The following is a 20,568-nucleotide window of genomic DNA, read 5'->3' on the forward strand; positions in this document are numbered from 1 at the left end:
GCCGGGCCTGCCCGGGGTGCGTCGGTCGTCCCATCCACGCGAGCGACGTGCTCAAGTGGCGCGCGGCGGTCGCTGCCAGGGCGTGTGGGGTGATGTTCTCGTCCCGAATTTCATGACTCGAGGCCGCTGTACCGATGTTCCCCAAGGCTGCAACCCTGACGGTGGCCTGCGGGCTGTCAGTCAGTGGCCGTCCGGTCACTCACGTGGGCGTGCAACAGCACGATCAGCCGATCACGGGCGCTGCGGCAGGCAAGGAACATCGCCACGAGTTCCTCGTCCGAGGCCCGGTCGACATCCCTGCCTGCGGCTCCTGCGGCCGATGCCGTGCCCGCAGCTGGCTTTGGCCTCCTCCGGAAGGTCCCGGCTGTCCGCAAGCTCGTAGATCAGCGAGGTCGTGCAGCGAGTGGGCGGTCCCGAGGATCTCCCCGCCGGCCCGCACTTGTCGGCCGCCGGTCTCGGTCGGCGGGTAGACGATCACGTGCACGGAGGCCATGGTCCGGGTTCGCTCGCCATGGCGCGCGGTGCACGTGGGGGTACGCTGTCCGCGTACGACGCGAGGGCCCTGCCGCCCGGAGAAGTCGGCAGGGCCTTCGTCGGCCTGTGGGGATAGGGGCGCTCCCGCACGGCGCGGCTCACCGTCGGCTGTTTCAGCCCCAGCGTACGGGCGGCAGCCGATTGGGAGCCCTGGAGGCCGACCATCGCGGCAATCCGCTCAGCCCGCTCCCGCACCTGCATGATCGCCGGGTGGCGACTGTGCACCCCGGCCATTACCACCTCACGCTCGCCATCGGTGGCGGGACGATGATGCACGGCTGGTGGGAGAGCGAGGAGACCGCCTGCCGTCGGTTCACCACCTGGATCGGCGAGCGAGGCTCACTGCCCGGGGCCCGCATCACGCTCCTCGGCGAGGCGTCGGACAGGGAGCTGGACACCTGGCCGGACGAATCGTAGCCCAGACGCGATGCGGGCCCGCTCGATCGCCAGGTTGCGGGCCCGGCCCGCACCACCCCGTTCGGGTGAGCGGCGACCGCGGCCTGAAAGCCGACGCTGCCTCCGTGCTCCTGGACGCGATCCGCCGCCAGTTCGGGGACGACATCGACGCCGTGCCGTCCTTCGACGACGCACACGGAACGGGTCTCTTCCCGATCCGCATGGTCGACCAAGCCTCCCATCTCGCCGACGCACGCGGCCTCTGTCCCTCGTCTCTGGACCACCTGCCTCGCACCCGAATCCACACGGTCGGGTGGGCGCCAGGCCGCCCGGCCTGTATACGAACCGCACACCACACGGCGCCGAGCACGGAGTCGCGCTCCGCCTGGTCCAGCACCGCCCATCTGATGGCACGCCCCGTCGGGTGCGCCCCGAGCCTTAACGGAATGCCATGAAGCTGCAGGACAACGAGTTGTCGGCACGTACCACGGGCGCCACGATGGAGCCCAGGTCAAGGTCACCGCTACCCGCGACGACACGCGACCCAAGCCCTACATGATGATGCTGGTCACGTGTGGCTGCCGCCGAGCTGCGAGGCGATGCTGCCCCAGAAGCTCTCCGCAGCCACCACCTGGATCGTCTTGCCCGAGCCACTGCCGCCGTTGGTCGTGGCGGTGTCGCTGGTGTGCGAGGAGGAGGTCGAGCAGGCCGTCGTCGTCACTGCCGGGAGGGCAGCCGCTGCGGTGACCAGCGCGATCCTCGCGGACGGCCGGACGGAACGGGAGGCGGGGGCAGCTGACATGCAAGAACTCCTTCGGGCGCTGCCGGACATGCGCCGGACGTGGGGCGACACTCTCGACGCCAAAGGGGAATGATTCTCGGATCAATGTAAAATGAAAACTGTTGCCATCTTTTGCCCGGGGTGCCGCGGCTGCCCCGGGCTGCGCTGGTAGGGGGTACGGCGGATGGCGATGCAAAAAACTGGGGAAGGGGTCCGGACACCCGGAGGCTTATTCACGGGCCTGGTTCTCGTGATCAGTAGGGCGGCCCTGCTCGGTAGCTTGGTGTGTTCCTCGACATCAAGTACGTACCGAGGCAGGGCCGTTGAGCTGGAACGTTACGACGGGGCTGGGCAAGAGGCAACTGACGGAGTTGGTGGCTGGTGTCCACCGGGAACTGCGGGCGGCCCCGACAGGGCCGCAGCCCGAGCAGATGCGGGCGCTGGGCCTGTACCGGTCGGTGGTAATGGTGTTATTCCTGCTGCGGCAGAACCCGGTCCAGGAGGTGGTCGCGGAGCTGTTCGGTGTCAGTCAGGCCACCGTCTCGAGACGCTGGACCGTGCTGCTGTCGGTGGTGGCGAAAGTCTTGGCCACGCACGTGCCCGATCCCGCCGAGGCGTCCAGGGGCAGGATCGTGCTGGTCGACGGCACTTTGGTCACCACCTGGGACTGGGCCGGCCACGGTACCTCGCTGTGGTCGGGCAAGCATCGCGACACCGGATTCAACCTGCAGGTCGCCGCCACCCTGGCCGGGGACCTGATCGCCGTATCGGCACCAGTACCCGGCTCCTGGCACGACGTGCGCGCCTGGAACGCCTCCGGATTCCCCGAGACCTTCGCCGACCGCGACAACATCGGCGACCTGGGCTACCTCGGCACCGGCATGCTCACCGGACGCCGTAAACCACCCCGACAGGACCGGCCCGCCAGCGACAAGATCTTCAACCAGTCCGTCAGCCGGCTTCGTGCGGCCGTCGAACGCGCGATCGCTCACCTGAAGGACTGGAAAATACTCGCCACCCGCTACCGCGGCCCGCTCCACCGTCTCCCCTTCATCGTCAACGCCGTCACCGCACTGGCCTTCTACAAGAACACCTGATCAGCCCCGTGAATAAGCCTCCCGCTTCGCAGGATCGCCATGTCCCCGTAACGCTGGTCCATTGACCGGGTTTGCGCTGCTTGCGAGCATCGCTGAACGGCGTCGTCGGACTGTCCCAACAGCCGGTAGCCCTCGGTACCGGGGCGTCACTGCGCCGCCGTATGGCCGACTCTGGACAGAGGATCACCGATGCTGCCAGCGCTCACCGCGTCGCCGGGGCGGCGACCCGCCCCCGACCGGCCTGCTGGCGCGGCTGCCCTGCTGCGGGCCGTACTGCATCAGGGGCCGCTGGCCCGCACCGCGATCGTGGGGGAGACGGGGCTCAGTGCGGCTGCGGTGTCACGGCACGCGGCCGACCTGCTTGCGGTGGGTCTGGTCTGGCAACCGCCGGAGCCTGAGCAGCGGCCTCGGCCGGGACGCCCGCGCGTCCCGCTCGACATCGACACGTCGCATCACGTCGCGGCGGGCGTGCACATCGCCGTACCGCGGCTCACGTTTTCGCTCAGCGATCTGCGCGGGCGAGTCATGGCTCGTGAACATGTGCCCAGGCATCCTGACTCCGGCATGGTGCTGCACCAGGTCGCCGCCCGGCTGCCGGACTTTCTGCGCCGGTATGGGAAGGAGTACTCGGTACTCGGGCTTGGTGTGGTCACCGGCGGTTGGGTGGATCCGGAGGCGGGGGTCGTCGTGGAGAACGCGGCGCTGGGCTGGCGGGACGTCCCGTTGCGGCGTGTGCTGCAGCCGATGGTCCGGCTGCCCGTTCATGTGGAGAGTCACGCCCGGGCGTTGGCCCATGCGGAACTGCTGTTCGGCGCGGTCGGCGGTGGCGACCTTGTGCATCTGTTCGTGGGTAACGCCGTGGACGCGGCGATCGCCACCGGCGGCGTCTTGCTGCAGGGTCGCGGGTACGGCGCTGGCGGCATCGCCCACCTGCCGGTTCCCGGCTCGACCGCGCCGTGCCCGTGTGGTCGCATCGGCTGCCTCCAGGTCTCCGTGGCCGACCGCACCATTGCGGCGCGCGCTGCTGCCCGGGGGATCACTGCGCGTCCCGACTTGTCTCTGCTGCTGCGGGCCGCGCGAGAGGGCGATGAACGCGCTGTGGAGCTGTGCCGCTCCAGGCTCCGGATGGTCGGGCGCGCGGTGCGACCCATACTGGACATGATCAGTCCGGACACCCTGGTCCTGACCGAGGCGGCCACCATCCATCTCCCGCACCTGCTTCCCGAGTTGAGCCGCAGATTGGGCGGCGCCAGCGCTCTGGTGCGGGCCGGGTCCTTCGCCAAGGACACGCTCGCAGTGGCGGCCGCTGCGCCGGTGCTCGCCGCCGTCTACCAGGACCCGCTGGGACTGCGCACGGCCGGGGGCGCGCAGTGAGCGGGACCCGGCGGAGTTTCTTCCATGCTTTCACAAACCGTTGTTCGTACGGTCGCTGGGGCAGCAGAATCCTTGCCATGGACGCGCACTACAAGGCCACGATCCGGGCAGCCGCAGGCCGGCAGCCCGTGAACGCCTTCCGCGCGCACCACTTCGCCGGATTGGGCTGTTGCGCCCGCTGACCGGCATTGCGCCTACGCGCTCCTGCGCGTAGGCACCGCGGGGCTCACAACCGCGCACATCGTCTCTGGCCCCGCACTAGCTCGGCCTCTTCCATGCCTGCGAGCACGTGCTGTCACGTGACTCCGCCGTGCCTTGACGCAGCCGTGGCAGACCGCCGTATCAGACATGCCTGAAAGGACACCGCACATGAGCACGCTTTCCGTCCGGCCCGTCGCCGGTCACATCGGCGCCGACATCGACGGTGTGGACCTCTCCCAGCCGCTGGCCACCGAAGCCGTCGAGGCGATCAAGCAGGCCCTCCACCGCCACAAGGTCGTCTTCTTCCGGGGTCAGCAGCTCGACCACGCCTCCCAGATCACCTTCGCCCGCCACTTCGGCGACCTCACCTACGCCCACCCGCACGATGACGCCCCGCCGGAGGACCACCCGGAGATCTTCACCATCGACCCGCGCCGCTTCGAGGAGCGCTACGGCAAGAACTTCCGCAACGAGTACCGCAGGCGCCAGTACAGCTACTTCGACGGCTGGCACACCGACGTGACCGCCGCGGTGAACCCGCCAGCCGGTTCGATCCTGCGTGCCGAGACAGTTCCGGCCATCGGTGGCGACACCCAGTGGACCAACCTCGTCGCCGCGTACAAGGGGCTGTCCGCCCCGGTTCGTGCCTTCGTGGACACACTGCGTGCCGAGCACCGCTACGGCGGCAGCCGGCCAGTGGACGGCGACAGCGAGTACGCCCGCCGGATCAACGACAACCTGCTCGTGGCCGTCCACCCCGTGGTGCGGGTGCATCCGGAGACCGGGGAGCGCGCCCTGTTCGTCAACCCCGGCTTCACCAGCCACATCGTCGACGTCACCGCGAGCGAGAGCAGCCGCATCCTCGACCTGCTCTACGGCGAGATCACCCGGCCCGAGTACACGGTGCGCTTCCGCTGGGAGCCCGGACATGTGGCGTTCTGGGACAACCGCGCCACCGCACACCTCGCCCCACGCGACCTGGAGCACCTCGACGTCGTGCGGCGGCTGCACCGCGTCACCCTGATCGGCGACACCCCCGTGGGACCGGACGGGCGTGAGTCCGAACTCGTCGCTGGACGCCCCTTCACCGCCGACCACCGGGTCGCCGTCGCGTCCTGACACCGCTGAACGCCCCGCCGCCCGCCCCACACCGGATCCCTCCGACACACGACGTCCGGCGGTCCGCTCACGCTGGCCCATGTCGCCCGGGGTATCACCCGAAGACCGACGGCAGGCTGTCCGCCCGCGAAGCAAGTGGCCTTCGCGTCCCCTCACCGTCAGCCCGACAGGTCGGACGCCGTGCGACCACCCGCCGACGTCCGCCGGGCCGCCACCGAACACATTCAGACCGCGCATCTGTCGTTGCGCCGAACATGCAAAGGGTCGCCCGGTACCGTCATGTCCGAACAGCTGTCAAGACCGTTGAACCGTCGAGGTTTTCTCGCCCTGGGCAGTGGTGCGTTGCTCACACTCGCCGGCTGCGCCTCTCCCTCCGCCAAGTCAGCGGATCCCAGGGCGCTCGGCCCGCTGCCGTCCTCGTCACCGAGTAGGAGCACCACCCTCCGCGCCGGGGTGAGCACAACGCAGGTTCAGTTGGCAGCCGACCCGTCGCTGGGCCCGCTGCCATTCTCCGTCAAATGGGTACAGCTCAATGGCGGGCCGGACACGATTCAGGGGTTCCGCGCGGGGGCCCTCGACCTGGCCAGCAACGCGGGGATGCCACCGATCCAGGCGCATGACATCGGCTTCGACGCCAAGATCGTCGCGATCTCGCAGAACACCGCGGTGACGTACATCCCGACCACCCGACCCGGCAGCGACATCAGGACCGCGAAAGACGTCGTCGGTAAGAAGATCGGCTTCTCCCAAGGCCAGGCGCAGGGCGTCACAATCCTGAAATGGCTGAAGGAGAACGGGATCTCCTACAAGGACGTCACGTTGGTCCCGTTGCCGAGCAGCCAGTTCCTTACCGCGCTACAAGGCAAGCAGGTCGACCTTGCTCCCCTGACCGAGCCGGCACTGACGAAGTACCTGGACCAGTATGGCAAGGATGGCGCGCGGGTCTTGCCCACCGATGTCAAAGACCTGCTGAGTCTGTTGTGGGCGCCCACCTCGGTGCTCGCCGACGACCAGAAGGCGGCGGCGATCGAAGCGTTCATTCCCCTCTGGGTCAAGGGCAACAACTGGGCTTGGGAGAACCCCGACGCGTGGATCGACGCCTACTACGTAAAGAACCAGGGCGTCACCAAGAGCGCGGGCGAGCGGATCGTCAAGCAACGCAAGAAGCCGCTGTATCCGACGAACTGGGACGCGTCCATCGCATGGGAGCAGACGATCGCCGATCTGATGGCCGGCGCGGGTTTCGTCAAGAAATTCGACGTAAGCGTCCTGTTCGATCGGCGGTTCGAGCACATCGCCGCGCATGCCGCGCCCGCCGAGTACCGAGGGCAGGTATGAGATGGGCGAATATCTCTGGTACATCCCGAACACGGTCGACCCCGGCCATCGCGGCGACGACACACGTGACGGCTGGGGCACGCTCGAGTACTCGACCGAGCTGGCGCACGCGGTAGAGGACCACGGCTGGGCCGGGGCGCTGCTGGGTACAGGCTGGGGACGACCGGACACGTTCACTGTCGCGGCGTCCCTCGCGGCACGCACGACGACCTTCAAGCCGCTCATCGCGATACGGCCCGGATACTGGCACCCCGCGAACTTCGCGTCGGCTTCGGCCACCCTCGATCACCTCAGCCAGGGCCGGGTCCTCGTCAACGTTGTCAGCGGGCTGGACAACGCCGCATCGTATGGGGACGGCGAGTTCGACCCCTCGCGCCGCTACGAGCGCACACTCGAGTTCCTCCAGCTGGTCCGCCGGCTCTGGAACGAGGACGAGGTGACGTTCCGCGGAGAGCACTATCGGGTCGAGAACTCCACAGTCCGGCCGCGACCAGTGGGCGCCGAACATGGACATCACCCGCGGTTGTACTTCGGCGGCGCGAGTGCCGCCGCTGAGAAGGTCGCCGCACAGGAAGCCGACGTCCAGTTGTTCTGGGGCGAGCCGCTGGACGGCGTCGCCGAGCGGATCAACCGCTTGCGTGCGCTCTCCGAGACGGTCGGGCGCAGGCACCAGCCGCTGGAGTTCGGGTTGCGCATCACGACCGTGGTCCGGGACACCACGGAGGAGGCGTGGCGCGCGGCAGAGGAGAAGGTCGCCCGGATGGCGCAGCAGGGGCCGCGAGCCTACGACGGGTTCCGGCGTCGTACGGCCGTGGGCCAGCAGCGTCTCCTCGACCTAGCGGCACGGGGCGAGGTCCTGGACAGCTGCCTCTACACGGCACCGGGCCGCTACGGAGGCGGCGGTGCCGGTACGACGTGGCTGGTGGGCTCCGAGCAGGAGGTCGCCGACGCGCTGCTCAGGTACCGCGCGTTGGGCGTGACGCACTTCGTGCTGTCCGATACGCCGTACAGACAGGAGATCGCCCGGGTCGGCGACGGGCTTCTCCCCCTGCTGAAGGCGTCCGACCGGACTGAGCACGGCCTGGTCCGGTCGCAGGCCGCGCGATGACCGAGCGATCCGCTGCTGCGAAGACGACGATCGTCGGCGGCAACCCGAAGTCGGCGTCGCAGACGTTGAATCTGATCGGGTTCGGCGGGGCACTCCTCGACCCTGGTGACGCCCGCGTCGCCGAGGCGGCGCACACGATCGCCGAGTCCGATCTGGCCGTGGTGGCGACGCCCACCTACCAGGCCGGCTATCCCGGGCTACTCAAGGTGCTCCTGGGCCGGTTCGGCGCCGGGTCGCTTACCGGTGTCCGTGGTGCCGCTGTTCCTGGGCGGGGACTGGCGGCCCAGTCTGGCGCCGAGGTCTTCCTCAAGCCTGTGCTGGCCGAACTCGGCGCCTGCGTCCCCAGCCGCGGGCTGTTCCTGCTCGACGCGGACCCCACCGGGCCCGCGCTCACCGAGTGGCTGAACGTCGCCCGCCCTCACATCCCTGCGCGGCTGCTGTCGACCGCGCTCCAGACGGAGGCCCCAGCGTGACCGCAGTGCTGCACGACACGACATCCCTGCGCACCGTGTATGGCGCCTTCCCCACTGGCGTCACGGTGGTCGCCGCCGTGATCGACGGATCACCGGTGGGGCTGACGGCCAGCTCGTTCACGACGGTGTCGCTCACACCGCCGCTTGTGTCGGTGTGCATGGCGCACACCTCACGCACCTGGCCGGTGCTGCGCCGCGCCGAGCGGCTGGGTATCAGTGTGCTCGGCGCGGAGCACGGGCCTGTCTGCCGGCAGCTGGCCGGTGCGAGCGACGAGCGTTTCTCCGGTGTCGGGTGGCGGGCGACACCGGGTGGCGCGGTGCTACTGGATGGCGCCGCCGCCTGGCTGGAGTGTTCGGTCGACCAGGAGGTCCGTGCCGGAGACCACGACATCGTCGTCTTCCGTGTCCACGATCTGCGCGCCGACAAGGGCGTGGATCCCCTCGTCTTGCACGTTCCGTTCGCTCGACCATGGACCCCAGGAGCCCCGATGACCAAGGACGCCTTTTTGCGGGTGCGCGGGGGCACGCCCGCCGCCGACCGGCCACAGGACGTCCGCCTGCAGCTCGCACCGCAGCCGGGGTCGGACCCGGCCCTCGATGGTCTGGTGCCGGCGCGTCGGTGGCGCCTCGGACGCGGCAGATCGATCCCGTTCGGCCGCCTCCTCGGCCCGCTGCTCATCATCGCCGTGTGGTGGGCCGCTTCGGCCGCTGGTCGCCTGGACCCGCGGAAGCTCTCGTCCCCGGCATCGGTCCTGGCTTCAGCGCATGACTTGTGGACCAGTGGGCGGTTGCAGGACAGTGTCGAGACCTCGCTCACCCGCGCGCTCCTGGGCCTGGTCATCGGCGTGGTGGCGGGCGTCGTGCTCGCACTTGCATCCGGACTGTCCCGCATCGGTGACGCGCTCCTGGACGGCACGCTGCAGATCAAACGCGCCATCCCCAGCTTGGCCCTCCTGCCCTTGCTGATTCTGTGGCTCGGCATCGGCGAGACGATGAAGGTCGTCGTCATTGCGCTCGGGGTGCTGGTCAGCGTCTACGTCAATACGCACGCAGCGCTGGTCTCCATCGACGCCCGCTATGTGGAACTCGCCGAGGCACAACGGCTCTCACGCTGGGAGTTCTTGCGCAAGGTCGTATTGCCCGCAGCGCTGCCCGGCTTCTTCACCGGCCTGCGTCTGGCAGTGACCGCAGCCTGGCTCGGCCTGATCGTGGTCGAGCAGATCAACGCCTCCTCGGGCATCGGTTACATGATGTTCCAGGCCCAGCAGTACGCGCAGTCCGGCATCATTCTCGTCGGCCTGGTGCTGTATGGCGTCTTCGGGTTCGCCTCCGATTCCCTCGTCCGCCTGGCGGAAAGGAGGGTGCTGTCGTGGCGCCGTACGATCACGACCTGAGCGGCGGTTCAGCAATGGCGGCCGTACCTTCCGCTGCCGTCCGTATCACCGGCCTGACTCGGTCATTCGGGGCCCGGCCCGTGCTCGACGGGATTGATCTGACGATCGCCCGCGGTGAGTTCACTGCCCTGCTGGGACGCAGCGGGTCGGGCAAGAGCACGCTGCTGCGCGCGGTTGCCAGCCTCGATCGGAACACGGCCGGCTCGGGGGAGGTACTCGTGCCGCAGCGGATCTCGCTGGTGTTCCAGGACTCCCGCCTGCTGCCGTGGCTGAAGATCCTCGACAACGTCACCCTCGGTCTGCATGCGAAGAACGCCAAAAAACGCGGACGCGTCGCTTTGGAAGAAGTACGCCTTGGCAAGCGGGAATCAGCATGGCCCCATGAGCTGTCCGGCGGTGAGCAGCAGCGGGCTGCGCTGGCCCGCTCACTGGTCAGTGAGCCGGAGCTGCTGCTCGCCGATGAACCGTTCGGCGCTCTGGACGCGCTGACCCGGATCCGCATGCAACGGCTGTTGCGCCGCCTGTACGAAGTACACCGGCCCGCCGTGCTCCTCGTGACCCATGACGTGGACGAGGCAGTGACGCTCGCCGAGCGGGTGCTCGTCCTTGACGAGGGCGCTTTCGCCCTGGACCTGCGGATCGATCTGCCTGCCGAGCGGAATCCCGGCGACCCCCGATTTCAGCACTACCGCACAACCTTGCTGGGTGCCCTGGGCGCCCTGCCCTCTGACGGCACGAAGGACCGAAAATGAGCAAGCGAGCAGAACAACTGCATCTGAATGCCTTCTTGATGGGTGTCGGCCACCATGAGGCCGCCTGGCGGCTGCCGGAAGCAGACCCGTACGCCAGCTGGGACGTCGCGCACTACCAGAACCTGGCCCGCATCGCCGAGCGGGGCAAGCTCGACTCGCTGTTCCTGGCCGACAGTCCCGGCCAGCAGGGAGATCCGGGGCGTAGACCGGCAGGACGGCTGGAGCCGACGGTGCTGCTGACGGCTCTGGCCGCGGCGACCGAGCACATCGGCCTCATCGGGACTGCCTCGACCTCCTACAACGAGCCCTATAACCTGGCCCGCCGGTTCGCTTCCCTCGACCACATCTCCAGTGGACGGGCCGGGTGGAACATCGTCACGACCGCCGGAGCCGATGCGGCCCGCAACTTCGGGCTGGACGATGTGCCACTGCACAAGGAGCGCTACGAGCGCGCCGACGAGTTCGTCGAGGTCTCCACCAAGCTCTGGGACAGCTGGGCCGACGATGCAGTCGTGGCCGACAAGATTACCGGCATCCACGCCGACGCCGCGATGGTCCGCAAGATCAACCACGCCGGGCGCTTCTTCCGCGTCGACGGACCGCTGAACGTCCCCCGCTCACCGCAGGGTTACCCGCTGCTGGTGCAGGCCGGTTCATCCCAGGACGGCAAAGCGTTCGCCGCCAGGTGGGCCGAGGCTGTTTTCACCGCCCAGCAGACCCTGAATGACGCTCAGGCGTTCTACGCCGACCTGAAGCTGCGCACTGCCAGCTATGGGCGTGACCCGCACGGGATCAAGATCCTGCCCGGCATCGTGCCGGTCATCGGCGACACCGAAGCCGACGCGGCGGAACTGGACCGTGAACTGGAAAAACTCATCAGCCCCGAGCACGCCAAGCGCCAACTCGCCCAGCGTTTCAAGCTCGATCCGGAGGCCCTCCACCTGGACCGCCCCTTGCCCAAGGACCTGCCGTCCGAGGACGAGATCGAAGGGGCGAAGAGCCGGTACACCCTGATCGTGGAGTTGGCCCGGCGGGAAAATCTGACGGTGCGGCAGCTCATCGGCCGCCTCGGCGGCGGACGCGGACACCGCACCTTCACCGGCACGCCCGTCCAGGTCGCCGATGCAATCGAGGAGTGGTTCGACAACGGTGCCGCCGACGGCTTCAACATCATGCCCCCGGTCCTGCCGTCCGGGCTGGAGGCGTTCGTGGACAAGGTCGTACCCATCTTGCAAGAGCGCGGAAGATTCCGAACCGAGTACACCGGTGCCACCCTGCGTGAGCACTACGGACTGCCCCGACCGGTGAACCGATTCGACGCCGCGGCAGCGGAGGTCAGCGCCTGATGAGCCGCCCAGCACAACAGCGTGTGAAGGTGCTGCCGATCCTGGGTGAGCGCGACCTGTTCCGCACCGACTACGAGGGCGCCACCCTGCGCGAGCACTACGATCTGTCCCGGCCGGCGAACCATTTCGCGGCCGCTGGCGTCGCCGGAGCGCCCGCGTGACGGCCACCACCCGCGGGGCCACGGACCAGACGTCCCAACCGGCCACCCGACCGGGCGCCTCGGGATGGGCGCGCCGACTCACCGGTTACTGCCTAAAATACCGCGCCGACCTGGCCTGGGCGTACGGCGCCGCGCTGGTCGCCGCCATCGCCACGGCCATGCTGCCGCTCGTCCTGCGCCACGTCGTGGACCAGGTGGACACCTCAGCGGCGCACCTGACCCCATGGGTGCTACTGCTGCTCGGCATCGGCACGGTCCGGTTCGCGGCAAGCTTCCTGCGCCGGTACTGCTCCGGACGGGTGTCGCTCGGTGTGCAGTACGACCTGCGCAACGACGCCTTCGCCGCGCTGCTGCGCCTGGGCGGCACCGAACAGGACGACCTGCACACCGGGCAGGTCGTCAGCCGCGCCATCTCGGATGTGACGCTCATCCAGATGCTGCTGCAGTTCCTGCCGAACATGTGCGGCAACGCGCTGATGTTCGCCGCGTCGGTGATGCTGATGACGACGCTGTCACCGCTGTTGACGCTGGTGGCTCTCGTCGTCGGGCCGGTGCTCTGGCTGATCGCGTTCCGCAGCCGCCGTGACCTGTTTCCTGCCAACTGGCACGCGCAGCAGGAGGCGGCGGAGGTCGCGTCGGTCGTGGAGGCGTCGGTCTCAGGAGTCCGGGTCGTCAAGGGATTCGGGCAGGAGCAGCGCGAGCTGGCCGTCTTGGAGCGGCGGGCACGCAGCCTGTTCTCCTCACGCGTCCGCGTCGCCCGGCTGACGAGCAAGTACAACCCGGCGCTTCAGGCCGTTCCGGCGCTCGGCCAGGTCGCCGTTCTCGCCCTCGGGGGCTGGCTGGCGCTGCACGGTGAGATCTCCCTCGGCACGTTTCTTGCCTTCACCACGTACCTCGGCTCGTTCGTCACCCCCGTGCGCCAGGTGGCCACATTGCTCACCGTGTGGCAGCAGGCGCGCGCCGGCGTGGAGCGGGTCCTCGACATCGTCGACACACCCGCCGGCATCACCGACTCACCGGACGCCGTCACCCTGGCGGACGAACCCCCGGCTCTTGAGTGGGACGGCGTGGTGTTCGGCCGTGACCAGGCGGCCGGCGCGCTCCTCGATGCTTTCACGCTGCGGGTCGAGCCCGGAGAAACGCTGGCGCTGGTCGGCGCGGCCGGGTCGGGCAAGTCCACGGCAGCGTCCCTGCTGCCGCGGTTCTACGACCCGGCCGCCGGGACGGTCCGGGTCGGCGACAACGACGTGCGCGACCTGAGGCTGACCGACCTGCGCTCCCGGATCGGCTTCGTCTTCGAAGAGTCGCACTTGTTGTCGGACACCGTCGCCGCGAATATCGCCTACGGCCGCCCTGACGCCCCGCCCGCGGAGATCCATCACGCGGCGCGGCTGGCCCAGGCGGACGGATTCATCGCCGCGCTACCGAACGGATACGACACCCTGATCGGAGAGCAGGGCCTCACACTCTCCGGCGGGCAGCGCCAGAGAATCGCGCTGGCCCGGGCGATCCTTTGCGACCCTGCAGTGCTGGTACTCGACGACGCCACCTCCGCGATCGACGCCCAGGTCGAGGCGGCCATCCACAGCGGGCTACGCCAGGTGGCCCGGCAGCGCACCACCTTGATCATCGCCCACCGCGCTTCAACGCTGGAACTGGCCGACCGGGTCGCCGTGCTCGACGGCGGCCGCGTCGTCGATATCGGGACTGCAGCGGAGCTCCAGGCGCGCAGTCCGCTCTACCGGTCGCTGCTGTCCGCACAGGAGCAGCCCGGTGAGCTCGGAGTGGATGAGGTATCCGCCACCGAGGCTCCGCGGCCCCGTGGGGTGACCGAACGGCTCTGGCCCCGTGACGCACACGCGCCGACGACCGGCCCGGACGTCGGCGCCCGGGTCGCCACCGCCTACGCGCAGGCCGCCGCGACGTCAGGGCCGGGCCGGATGGGACACGGTACGGGCATGCTCGGTGGTGCCCCGCCAAGCGCAGAGCTGCTGGCACAACTGTCCGCGCTGCCGCATGTGGACACCGACCCGAAGGTCACACCCGACCAGGCGCGCGCCGCCGACCCGGACTTCGGGCTGCAGTCGCTGCTGCGGCCATTCCGCTGGCCGCTGCTCGCCGGGCTGGCCCTGGTCGGCGCTGACGCACTCGCGCAGATCGCCGTCCCGGTGCTCGTCCGGCATGGAGTCGACCGCGGCGTCACACAGCACGCTCAGACCGCGCTGCTGCTCATCGCTGCTGCCGCCGCCGCAGTCGCGCTCCTCGACTGGCTGGTCAGCATCGCCCAGGTACAGGTGACCGGACGCACCGGTGAGCGCCTGCTCTACACGCTGCGGGTGCGCACGTACGCCCAGCTTCAGCGGCTCGGCCTGGCCTACTACGAGCGCGAGCTGGGCGGCCGGATCATGACCCGGATGACCACAGACGTCGACGCGCTGTCGACGTTCCTGCAGACCGGCCTGGTGACCTTCGTCGTCTCGCTGCTGACCATCCTCGGCGTGCTCATCGCCCTGCTGACGATCGACGCCGGACTGGCCGCCGTGCTGCTGGTCGCACTGCCGATCCTGGCCGGCGCCACGGCGCTGTTCCGCTCAAAGTCGGTGCCCGCCTACCTGGAAGCACGGGAACGGATCAGCGCGGTCAACGCCTACCTGCAGGAAAACATGGCGCTGATCCGAGTCACTCAGGCGTTCGGACGGGAAGCACACAACCAGCAGCATTTCGCCAGGCTGGCCTGGTCATTCCGAGACGCCCGGCTACGGGCCCAGCGGCTGATGGCGACGTTCTTCCCATCCGTCGAGTTCCTGAGCACCGCCGCGACCGCCGCGGTGCTGGTGATCGGCGCCGCCCAGGTGCGCAACGGACACCTCACCACCGGAACACTGATCGCGTTCCTGCTCTACGTCGACCTGTTCTTCTCTCCCATCCAGCAGCTGTCCCAGGTGTTCGACGGCTACCAGCAGGCGGCCGTGGGGCTCGGCAGGCTGCGCACCTTGATGCGCGAACCGGTCGGAACACCGATCGCCGCGCAACCGCTGCCCGTCGGTGAACTGCGCGGTGAAATCGAGTTCGACCGTGTCTCGTTCGCCTACCGTGAAGGCGAGAACGAGGTGCTCCACGAAGTCACCTTGCGCATTGCCGCAGGGCAGACAGTGGCTCTCGTCGGCACCACAGGCGCAGGCAAATCAACGCTCGTCAAGCTTGTCGCCCGCTTCTACGACCCGACCGCAGGCACTGTCCGCGTCGACGGCACCGATCTGCGCACACTGGACCTGGCCGCCTACCGGCGCCGGCTCGGCGTCGTCCCACAGGAGACGCACCTGCTCGGCAGGACCGTGCGGGACGCGATCGCATACGGCCGACCCGACGCCACCGACGCGGAAGTCGAAGCGGCCGCACGCGCCGTCGGCGCACACGAAATGATAGCCGGGCTGCCATCCGGATACCTGACCGAGATCGGAGAGCGTGGCCGCGCCCTGTCCGCGGGCCAGCGACAGCTGCTCGCACTAGCGCGGGCCGAACTCGTCGACCCCGACATCCTCCTGCTGGACGAGGCCACCGCCTCCCTCGACCTGGCCAGCGAACGCCGAGTGGCTGCCGCCACGACCGCCCTCACCCGGCAGCGCACCACCCTGGTCGTGGCACACCGGCTCACCACCGCCGCCCGAGCAGACCATGTGATCGTCCTGCGAAACGGCACCATCGTCGAGTCCGGCACCCACCACAAACTCCTCGCGACCCACGGCCCATACCGCCAGCTGTGGGACGCGTTCCGCTCCACCGGCGCCGCCGCGAGCGTCGACCAACTCGCCGAAACCGGGTCAGCCCCCGGGCGGCTGTCCATTCCCACGGAAGGAAAAACGTGACCATCCCCTACCGGCCCTTCGGCCGCACAGGCGTACAGGTAAGTACGCTCGCACTCGGCGCAATGAACTTCGGCGGCCGGGGCAACCCGAGCCACGAGGACAGCGTGCGCATCATCCACCGCGCCCTCGACGCCGGCATCAACATCATCGACACCGCGGACGTGTACTCGCAGGGCGAGTCGGAGGTGATCGTCGGCAAGGCACTCGCCAGCCGCCGAGACGATATCTTCCTGGCCACCAAGTTCCACGGCCGCATGGGCGAAGACGTCAACCGATTCGGCAACTCACGACGGTGGATCATCCGAGCGGTCGAGGCCAGCCTGCAGCGGCTGCAGACCGACCACATCGACCTCTACCAAGTGCACCGTCCCGAAGAGGACACCGACATCGACGAGACCCTCGGCGCGCTGTCCGACCTCGTCCACCAGGGCAAGGTCCGATACCTCGGCACCTCCACCTTCCCCCCGTCCCAGATCGTCGAGGGGCAGTGGACCGCGCAGAAACGAGGCCGCGAGCGGGTGGTGTCCGAGCAGCCGCCATACTCGATCCTGGCCCGCGGCGTCGAGGCAGAGGTGCTCCCCGTGGCACAGCGGTACGGGCTGGCAGTGATCCCATGGAGCCCGCTCGCCGGCGGCTGGCTGACGGGACGGTACCGCGTCGGAAGGCCGCAGCCGGAGTCCAGTCGCGCCGCACGCCAGCCGGGACGGTTCGACATCGACAGCGCCGACAACACGGTCAAACTGGAGGCCGTCGAGGCTCTCGCCGTCCTGGCCGAGCAGGCCGGGCTCACGCTGATAGAGCTCGCCCTCGGCTTCGTACTCGCCCACCCAGCGGTCACCGCGCCGATCATCGGCCCCCGCACGCTGTCTCAACTCGAAGAGCAACTCGGCGCGGCAGACACCCCGCTGCCGTCCGACGTACTGGACGAGATCGACAAGATCGTCCCACCGGGTACCACACTCTCCGCGCGCGACACCGGCTACGTGTCACACAGCCTGCGCGACGCGGCACCGCGACGGCGCTGAACGGCGTGGGTGCCCGTCCGGGATACCGTCTCAGACGGGCATGACGCCTCCAGCGAAGCGAAGGTCGCCGCCGCGACGATCGTGTCTAGGACACCGACGCCCGGGGATGTGCAGCGCGCGCGAGCGAAGGACGCCGCGGGCGTGAAGGTCACGGCCATCGAGGCCCGCCCCCACGCACGTGCCCTATGGGCAGGCCACGGCCCACCGCCCCGGCTTCCCATACGAAAGAGCGACAGACACACCAGCCCCGCGTAACGGGTGAGTCCCGGTGGGACGAACGGGTCAACCCTGCGGCGAGAACCTCGCGAGCAGCCGCTCCCGCTGCCGAAGGCCCAGGCCCTGGATACGGCGGCTGTCGGAGATGCCCAGCTCGGTAATGATCTTCTGCGCCCTCACCTTACCGATGTCGGGCAACGAGGCAAGCAACCCATGGACGGTCATCTTGCGAACGGCCTCGGATTCGCTGGCCAACGCTTCGCGCAGCGACAGCTTGCCACGCTTGAGGGCCTCCTTCACCGCGGCTCGCTCCTTGCGTGCGGCGGCGGCCTTCTCGAGCGCGGCCCGACGCTGTTCGGGACTGAGCGAGGGCAGAGCCATGAGATGAATCCTCTCGTCGCACAAAACGGAACGGGCCCATCATGACCGCGTCGGCGGGTTAATGACCAGCACATCTGATGGCACACCCGGCACGCAAGCGGCTCCGTGCTGGACCGGTTGCTTGAGGCTGGCCACCCTGTGGTCCCGGTGCCCCCAGCCACATCCCTGACATCACCGTGTCGGCCACTACCGGCTGACCTCCCCCCCTCGCGTTTCGCGTCCTGCCGCTCTTCGACACCGACACGTACCACTCGGCAAGGCCGTTCCTGGCACACGGCTACGGGCACCTGCCCCTCCAGACACCGGACGACTTCACCGTCTACCTCCGCGTCTCGGACACACACGCAGTGTGATCGCCTGGGTGTAGTGGCCGGAGAAATTGTCATCTGCACGCCGGAGAGGAACGCGGTGACGCCCGCTGCGGGAAACCTCGCCACCGGCACCCGAATACCGCAACGCGTTCGCGGTCGCGGCCGCGAAGAAGGCGGACGTCGTACGGGCGGGGCGAGCGGAACGTGCCGTATGCGCGGATGCGGTCGGCGCCGCACGGGCTCGGCCAGGAACACGCGAGCCGCCAGGAGTGAGAGGGACTACTGCAGCTAGCATCGCCCCCACGGCGCCCTCGCCGGCCACACCACGAACGCCTACGACAGAAGGCCCACTGTCCCGTCAGCCACACAGGTGGGGCTCGATTCAAGTTGCAGGCGGCGAGAGTCGGGAGGCAATCATGTTGGACTTGCATCGCCTCATGCTGCTGCGCGAGATCAAGACCCGGGGCAGCATGAGTGCTGCGGCACGCAACCTCTCGTACAGTCATTCGGCGATCTCCCAGCAGATGGCGCTGCTGGAGAGGGAGACGGGCGTCATCCTGCTCGAACGGGTCGGGCGTGGAGTGCGGCTCACAGACGCCGCTGAGCAGCTGGTTCGGCACACCGAGACGGTGATGGGCATCCTGGAGCGTGCGGAGTCGGATCTGGCCTCGGCACATGCGGAGATCCGTGGCTCTGTCAGGATTGCAGCGTTCAGCACCGTGATGCGAGCCGTGATTCCGGAAGCTTTGCTGAGGCTCCGACAGCTCTATCCTGAGTTGGATGTCGAGGTTGAGCAGTTCGAGCCGGAGGAGGGGCTGGCACGTCTGGCTGGGCACCGGGTCGATCTGCTGGTGGCCGATGAGTATCCGAACATTCCTCTCTCGGTGGGGTCCGCTCTGCACACGGAACTTCTGTGCAGCGATCCGGTTCACGCCTATGTGCCGACAGGGGTGGTGGCTGACAGCGTGACAGAGCTCGGCGAGGTTTTCTGGGTGATGGAGCCCAGCGGCACTGCTTCCTTTGCGTGGGCCCAGAGGTTGTGCCGTGATACAGGCTTCGAGCCCATGGTGCGCTACCAGTCTGCCGACTTGTTGTTTCATCTGCGGTTGGTCGAGGCTGGCCTAGCCGCCGCGTTCCTGCCCAGCCTAGTGGTGCGCGAGGCCAGCGCTGACCTATGTCGAAGCTCGGTATTCGCCGATGATCTAACACGCGGCATTCACGCTATCTCGCGGGAGGGGAGTCAAGGACGGCCGGTGATCCTTGCCTGCCAGGCTGTCCTCCGCGAGGTCATGGCGGGCCTCTCCGGAGCCGGTGACTGACAGCACGACCCCGCTATGCAGGTTCGGCTGTAATGAGGTTCCGTCTCAGGTGAGATTTGGGCCTGCGCTGCTCCCAGTGGGCGTTCCTCGCGGCCGCGCCCTCGTCGGGCTCTCACGCTGCCCGTGCCGACCGCAGATGGCGAATCCGCGCTCTGCAGCGACATCAGTTGAAGTGTTCTCCTCCCTTCGTAAGCTCGGGAAGGAGATTCCCACTTACCTTGCGGCAGTGGGCTTGACGTGACGAGCGCGCCTGACGACTGCCCTCCCGGCAGCCGGGGTGAGCGCGTGGCCCGTCCGGTGCAGATGCAAGATGTTCCGGGCTGCGTTGAAGTCGGCGTTGCCCGACCATCCGCAGTCCGGGTTCTTGCACACGAACGTGGCCTGGTCCTCCCGGCTGCCGGGCGTGATGAAACCGCACGCTGAGCAGCGAAGGGAGGTGTTCGGGGCAGGGACCTTGTGCAGGATGCCGCCGCACTCGGGCGGCCTTGTACGTCAGCATCGTGACCGTGCGGCCCCACGCCTCTTGGCTGATGGAGCGGTTCAGGCCCGACTTTTGCTTGACGTTCTTCCCCGGTTCCTCGACGGTTCCCCGAGCGGACTTGACCATGTTCGTGATGGTGAGTGCTTCGACCACGAGGGTGCCGTACTGCTGGGCGAGGGCGGTGGTGGTCTTGTGCTGCCAGTCCTGGTGGCGTCGCGTGGCTTTTGCGCGCAACCCTCGGATCTGGTCATAGGTGTGGTGCAGGCGGCGGCTGGTGCCCTCGCCGGGCTTGCGGTGGGCCTTGCGCTGTGAGGCCCGACGCTCCAGGCGGAGCAGCTTTGCTTTCTCGTCCCCGTTCAGCCACTTGTCGCGGTCGGCCTCCCCGTCCGGGAGCCGGGGAGCGCGACCGTGGTCCTGGTGGTTACCGTCCGAGAGAGCCAGGGGCAGGTTCACCCCGGCATCGACGCCGACCTGGGGCCCCTGGTGGGGCTCGGGCTTGGCTTCGAGGCTCTGGACGCGGAAGGCGATGTGCCGGCCGAGCGCGTCCTTGACCAGTCGGGCTCCGGTGATTCGGTTGTCGGGGTTCGCCTTCTTCCCGACCGGGAGATCCTTTGTCCAACGGAAGCGGACCCGGCCCACCTTGGGGATGTTGGCCATGCCCCAGCGGCGGTGCACGCGCTTTATCTGCAGGTCGCGGCCCTGCGGGATGTCCACCGACATCACCGAACGCAAACGGCCCTTGAAGTTCGGGGCATCCGCCCGGCCGTCCCAGCAGTTCTTCCAGGCTTGAAAGTACGTCTTGAGAGTGCGGGATGTGAGCTCTTGTCCGTTTCGTGGTTGAGGTTGGGGAAGGGCCGCTGGTCGCGGGTGGGGGGGTAGTCCTCAGGCGTCGGGG

16 protein-coding genes and 2 pseudogenes are annotated in these 20,568 nt (G+C 68.5%); 15 read left to right on the forward strand and 3 right to left on the reverse strand.

Annotated features, from left to right (window positions below):
• The first annotated feature begins 744 nt into the window (after positions 1-744).
• Positions 745-951, forward strand: a complete 207-nt coding sequence (locus tag AC07CM_RS43105) for a hypothetical protein (RefSeq protein ID WP_478882013.1) — start codon at positions 745-747, stop codon at positions 949-951.
• 547 nt (positions 952-1,498) lie between these two features.
• Here AC07CM_RS43105 and AC07CM_RS43110 read toward each other — a convergent pair.
• Complete coding sequence (locus AC07CM_RS43110) at positions 1,499-1,732, reverse strand: hypothetical protein (protein WP_478882014.1); 234 nt, start codon at positions 1,730-1,732, stop codon at positions 1,499-1,501.
• Between the two features lie 302 nt (positions 1,733-2,034).
• Between AC07CM_RS43110 and AC07CM_RS43115 the strand changes: the two genes are divergently transcribed.
• From AC07CM_RS43115 to AC07CM_RS43175, 13 genes and pseudogenes are all read left to right on the forward strand, one after another.
• Positions 2,035-2,808 carry a transposase family protein gene (locus AC07CM_RS43115; RefSeq protein WP_478882015.1) on the forward strand — a complete coding sequence of 258 codons (774 nt, stop codon included), beginning with the start codon at positions 2,035-2,037 and terminating at the stop codon, positions 2,806-2,808.
• 189 nt (positions 2,809-2,997) lie between these two features.
• Positions 2,998-4,182 carry an ROK family protein gene (locus AC07CM_RS43120; RefSeq protein ID WP_478882016.1) on the forward strand — a complete coding sequence of 395 codons (1,185 nt, stop codon included), beginning with the start codon at positions 2,998-3,000 and terminating at the stop codon, positions 4,180-4,182.
• Between the two features lie 369 nt (positions 4,183-4,551).
• Entirely contained in the window at positions 4,552-5,502 is a 951-nt protein-coding gene (locus tag AC07CM_RS43125; RefSeq protein WP_478882017.1) for a TauD/TfdA dioxygenase family protein, read from the forward strand.
• Between the two features lie 453 nt (positions 5,503-5,955).
• Entirely contained in the window at positions 5,956-6,840 is an 885-nt protein-coding gene (locus AC07CM_RS43130) for an ABC transporter substrate-binding protein (protein WP_478882018.1), read from the forward strand.
• 1 nt (position 6,841) lies between these two features.
• On the forward strand, positions 6,842-7,948 hold the full coding sequence (locus AC07CM_RS43135) for an LLM class flavin-dependent oxidoreductase (protein WP_478882019.1): 1,107 nt from the start codon (positions 6,842-6,844) through the stop codon (positions 7,946-7,948).
• On the forward strand, positions 7,945-8,421 hold the full coding sequence (locus tag AC07CM_RS43140) for an NAD(P)H-dependent oxidoreductase (RefSeq protein WP_478882020.1): 477 nt from the start codon (positions 7,945-7,947) through the stop codon (positions 8,419-8,421). Before AC07CM_RS43135 ends, AC07CM_RS43140 begins: the two co-directional genes overlap by 4 nt.
• Before the next feature lie 35 nt (positions 8,422-8,456).
• Positions 8,457-8,858 (forward strand): annotated as a pseudogene (locus AC07CM_RS43145) (flavin reductase family protein); the annotation flags it as partial.
• Positions 8,859-8,909: 51 nt separating this feature from the next.
• Complete coding sequence (locus tag AC07CM_RS43150; RefSeq protein WP_478882028.1) at positions 8,910-9,815, forward strand: ABC transporter permease; 906 nt, start codon at positions 8,910-8,912, stop codon at positions 9,813-9,815.
• 14 nt (positions 9,816-9,829) lie between these two features.
• Positions 9,830-10,567, forward strand: a complete 738-nt coding sequence (locus AC07CM_RS43155) for an ABC transporter ATP-binding protein (protein WP_478882029.1) — start codon at positions 9,830-9,832, stop codon at positions 10,565-10,567.
• Positions 10,564-11,913, forward strand: a complete 1,350-nt coding sequence (locus tag AC07CM_RS43160) for an LLM class flavin-dependent oxidoreductase (protein ID WP_478882021.1) — start codon at positions 10,564-10,566, stop codon at positions 11,911-11,913. The genes AC07CM_RS43155 and AC07CM_RS43160 overlap by 4 nt, the downstream gene beginning before the upstream one ends.
• Positions 11,913-12,074, forward strand: a complete 162-nt coding sequence (locus AC07CM_RS43165; RefSeq protein WP_478882022.1) for a hypothetical protein — start codon at positions 11,913-11,915, stop codon at positions 12,072-12,074. The genes AC07CM_RS43160 and AC07CM_RS43165 overlap by 1 nt, the downstream gene beginning before the upstream one ends.
• A complete protein-coding gene (locus AC07CM_RS43170) occupies positions 12,071-15,940 on the forward strand; it encodes an ABC transporter ATP-binding protein (protein ID WP_478882023.1) in 3,870 nt (1,289 codons plus the stop codon). The genes AC07CM_RS43165 and AC07CM_RS43170 overlap by 4 nt, the downstream gene beginning before the upstream one ends.
• A gap of 2 nt (positions 15,941-15,942) precedes the next feature.
• The gene (locus tag AC07CM_RS43175; protein ID WP_478882030.1) at positions 15,943-16,965 is read left to right on the forward strand and encodes an aldo/keto reductase; all 1,023 of its coding nucleotides are present in this window, start codon (positions 15,943-15,945) and stop codon (positions 16,963-16,965) included.
• Positions 16,966-17,247: 282 nt separating this feature from the next.
• On the opposite strand, the gene mihF is transcribed toward AC07CM_RS43175, so the two are convergent.
• A complete protein-coding gene (mihF, locus tag AC07CM_RS43180; protein WP_478882024.1) occupies positions 17,248-17,562 on the reverse strand; it encodes an integration host factor, actinobacterial type in 315 nt (104 codons plus the stop codon).
• Between the two features lie 748 nt (positions 17,563-18,310).
• Between mihF and AC07CM_RS43185 the strand changes: the two genes are divergently transcribed.
• Positions 18,311-19,192, forward strand: a complete 882-nt coding sequence (locus AC07CM_RS43185; RefSeq protein ID WP_478882025.1) for a LysR family transcriptional regulator — start codon at positions 18,311-18,313, stop codon at positions 19,190-19,192.
• Between the two features lie 213 nt (positions 19,193-19,405).
• On the opposite strand, the pseudogene AC07CM_RS43190 reads toward AC07CM_RS43185, so the two are convergent.
• Positions 19,406-20,393 (reverse strand): annotated as a pseudogene (locus AC07CM_RS43190) (RNA-guided endonuclease InsQ/TnpB family protein).
• Positions 20,394-20,568: the final 175 nt, after the last annotated feature.

The sequence above is a fragment of the Streptomyces sp. NPDC044061 genome, assembly GCF_056434305.1.

Bases quoted from the DNA above. Each gene is read 5' to 3' on its own strand.
- AC07CM_RS43110 (WP_478882014.1), bottom strand. From the start codon at position 1,732: ATGTCAGCTGCCCCCGCCTCCCGTTCCGTCCGGCCGTCCGCGAGGATC.
- AC07CM_RS43120 (WP_478882016.1), top strand. From the start codon at position 2,998: ATGCTGCCAGCGCTCACCGCGTCGCCGGGGCGGCGACCCGCCCCCGAC.
- AC07CM_RS43125 (WP_478882017.1), top strand. From the start codon at position 4,552: ATGAGCACGCTTTCCGTCCGGCCCGTCGCCGGTCACATCGGCGCCGAC.
- AC07CM_RS43135 (WP_478882019.1), top strand. From the start codon at position 6,842: ATGGGCGAATATCTCTGGTACATCCCGAACACGGTCGACCCCGGCCAT.
- AC07CM_RS43140 (WP_478882020.1), top strand. From the start codon at position 7,945: ATGACCGAGCGATCCGCTGCTGCGAAGACGACGATCGTCGGCGGCAAC.
- AC07CM_RS43150 (WP_478882028.1), top strand. From the start codon at position 8,910: ATGACCAAGGACGCCTTTTTGCGGGTGCGCGGGGGCACGCCCGCCGCC.
- AC07CM_RS43155 (WP_478882029.1), top strand. From the start codon at position 9,830: ATGGCGGCCGTACCTTCCGCTGCCGTCCGTATCACCGGCCTGACTCGG.
- AC07CM_RS43160 (WP_478882021.1), top strand. From the start codon at position 10,564: ATGAGCAAGCGAGCAGAACAACTGCATCTGAATGCCTTCTTGATGGGT.
- AC07CM_RS43165 (WP_478882022.1), top strand. From the start codon at position 11,913: ATGAGCCGCCCAGCACAACAGCGTGTGAAGGTGCTGCCGATCCTGGGT.
- mihF (WP_478882024.1), bottom strand. From the start codon at position 17,562: ATGGCTCTGCCCTCGCTCAGTCCCGAACAGCGTCGGGCCGCGCTCGAG.
- AC07CM_RS43185 (WP_478882025.1), top strand. From the start codon at position 18,311: ATGCTGCTGCGCGAGATCAAGACCCGGGGCAGCATGAGTGCTGCGGCA.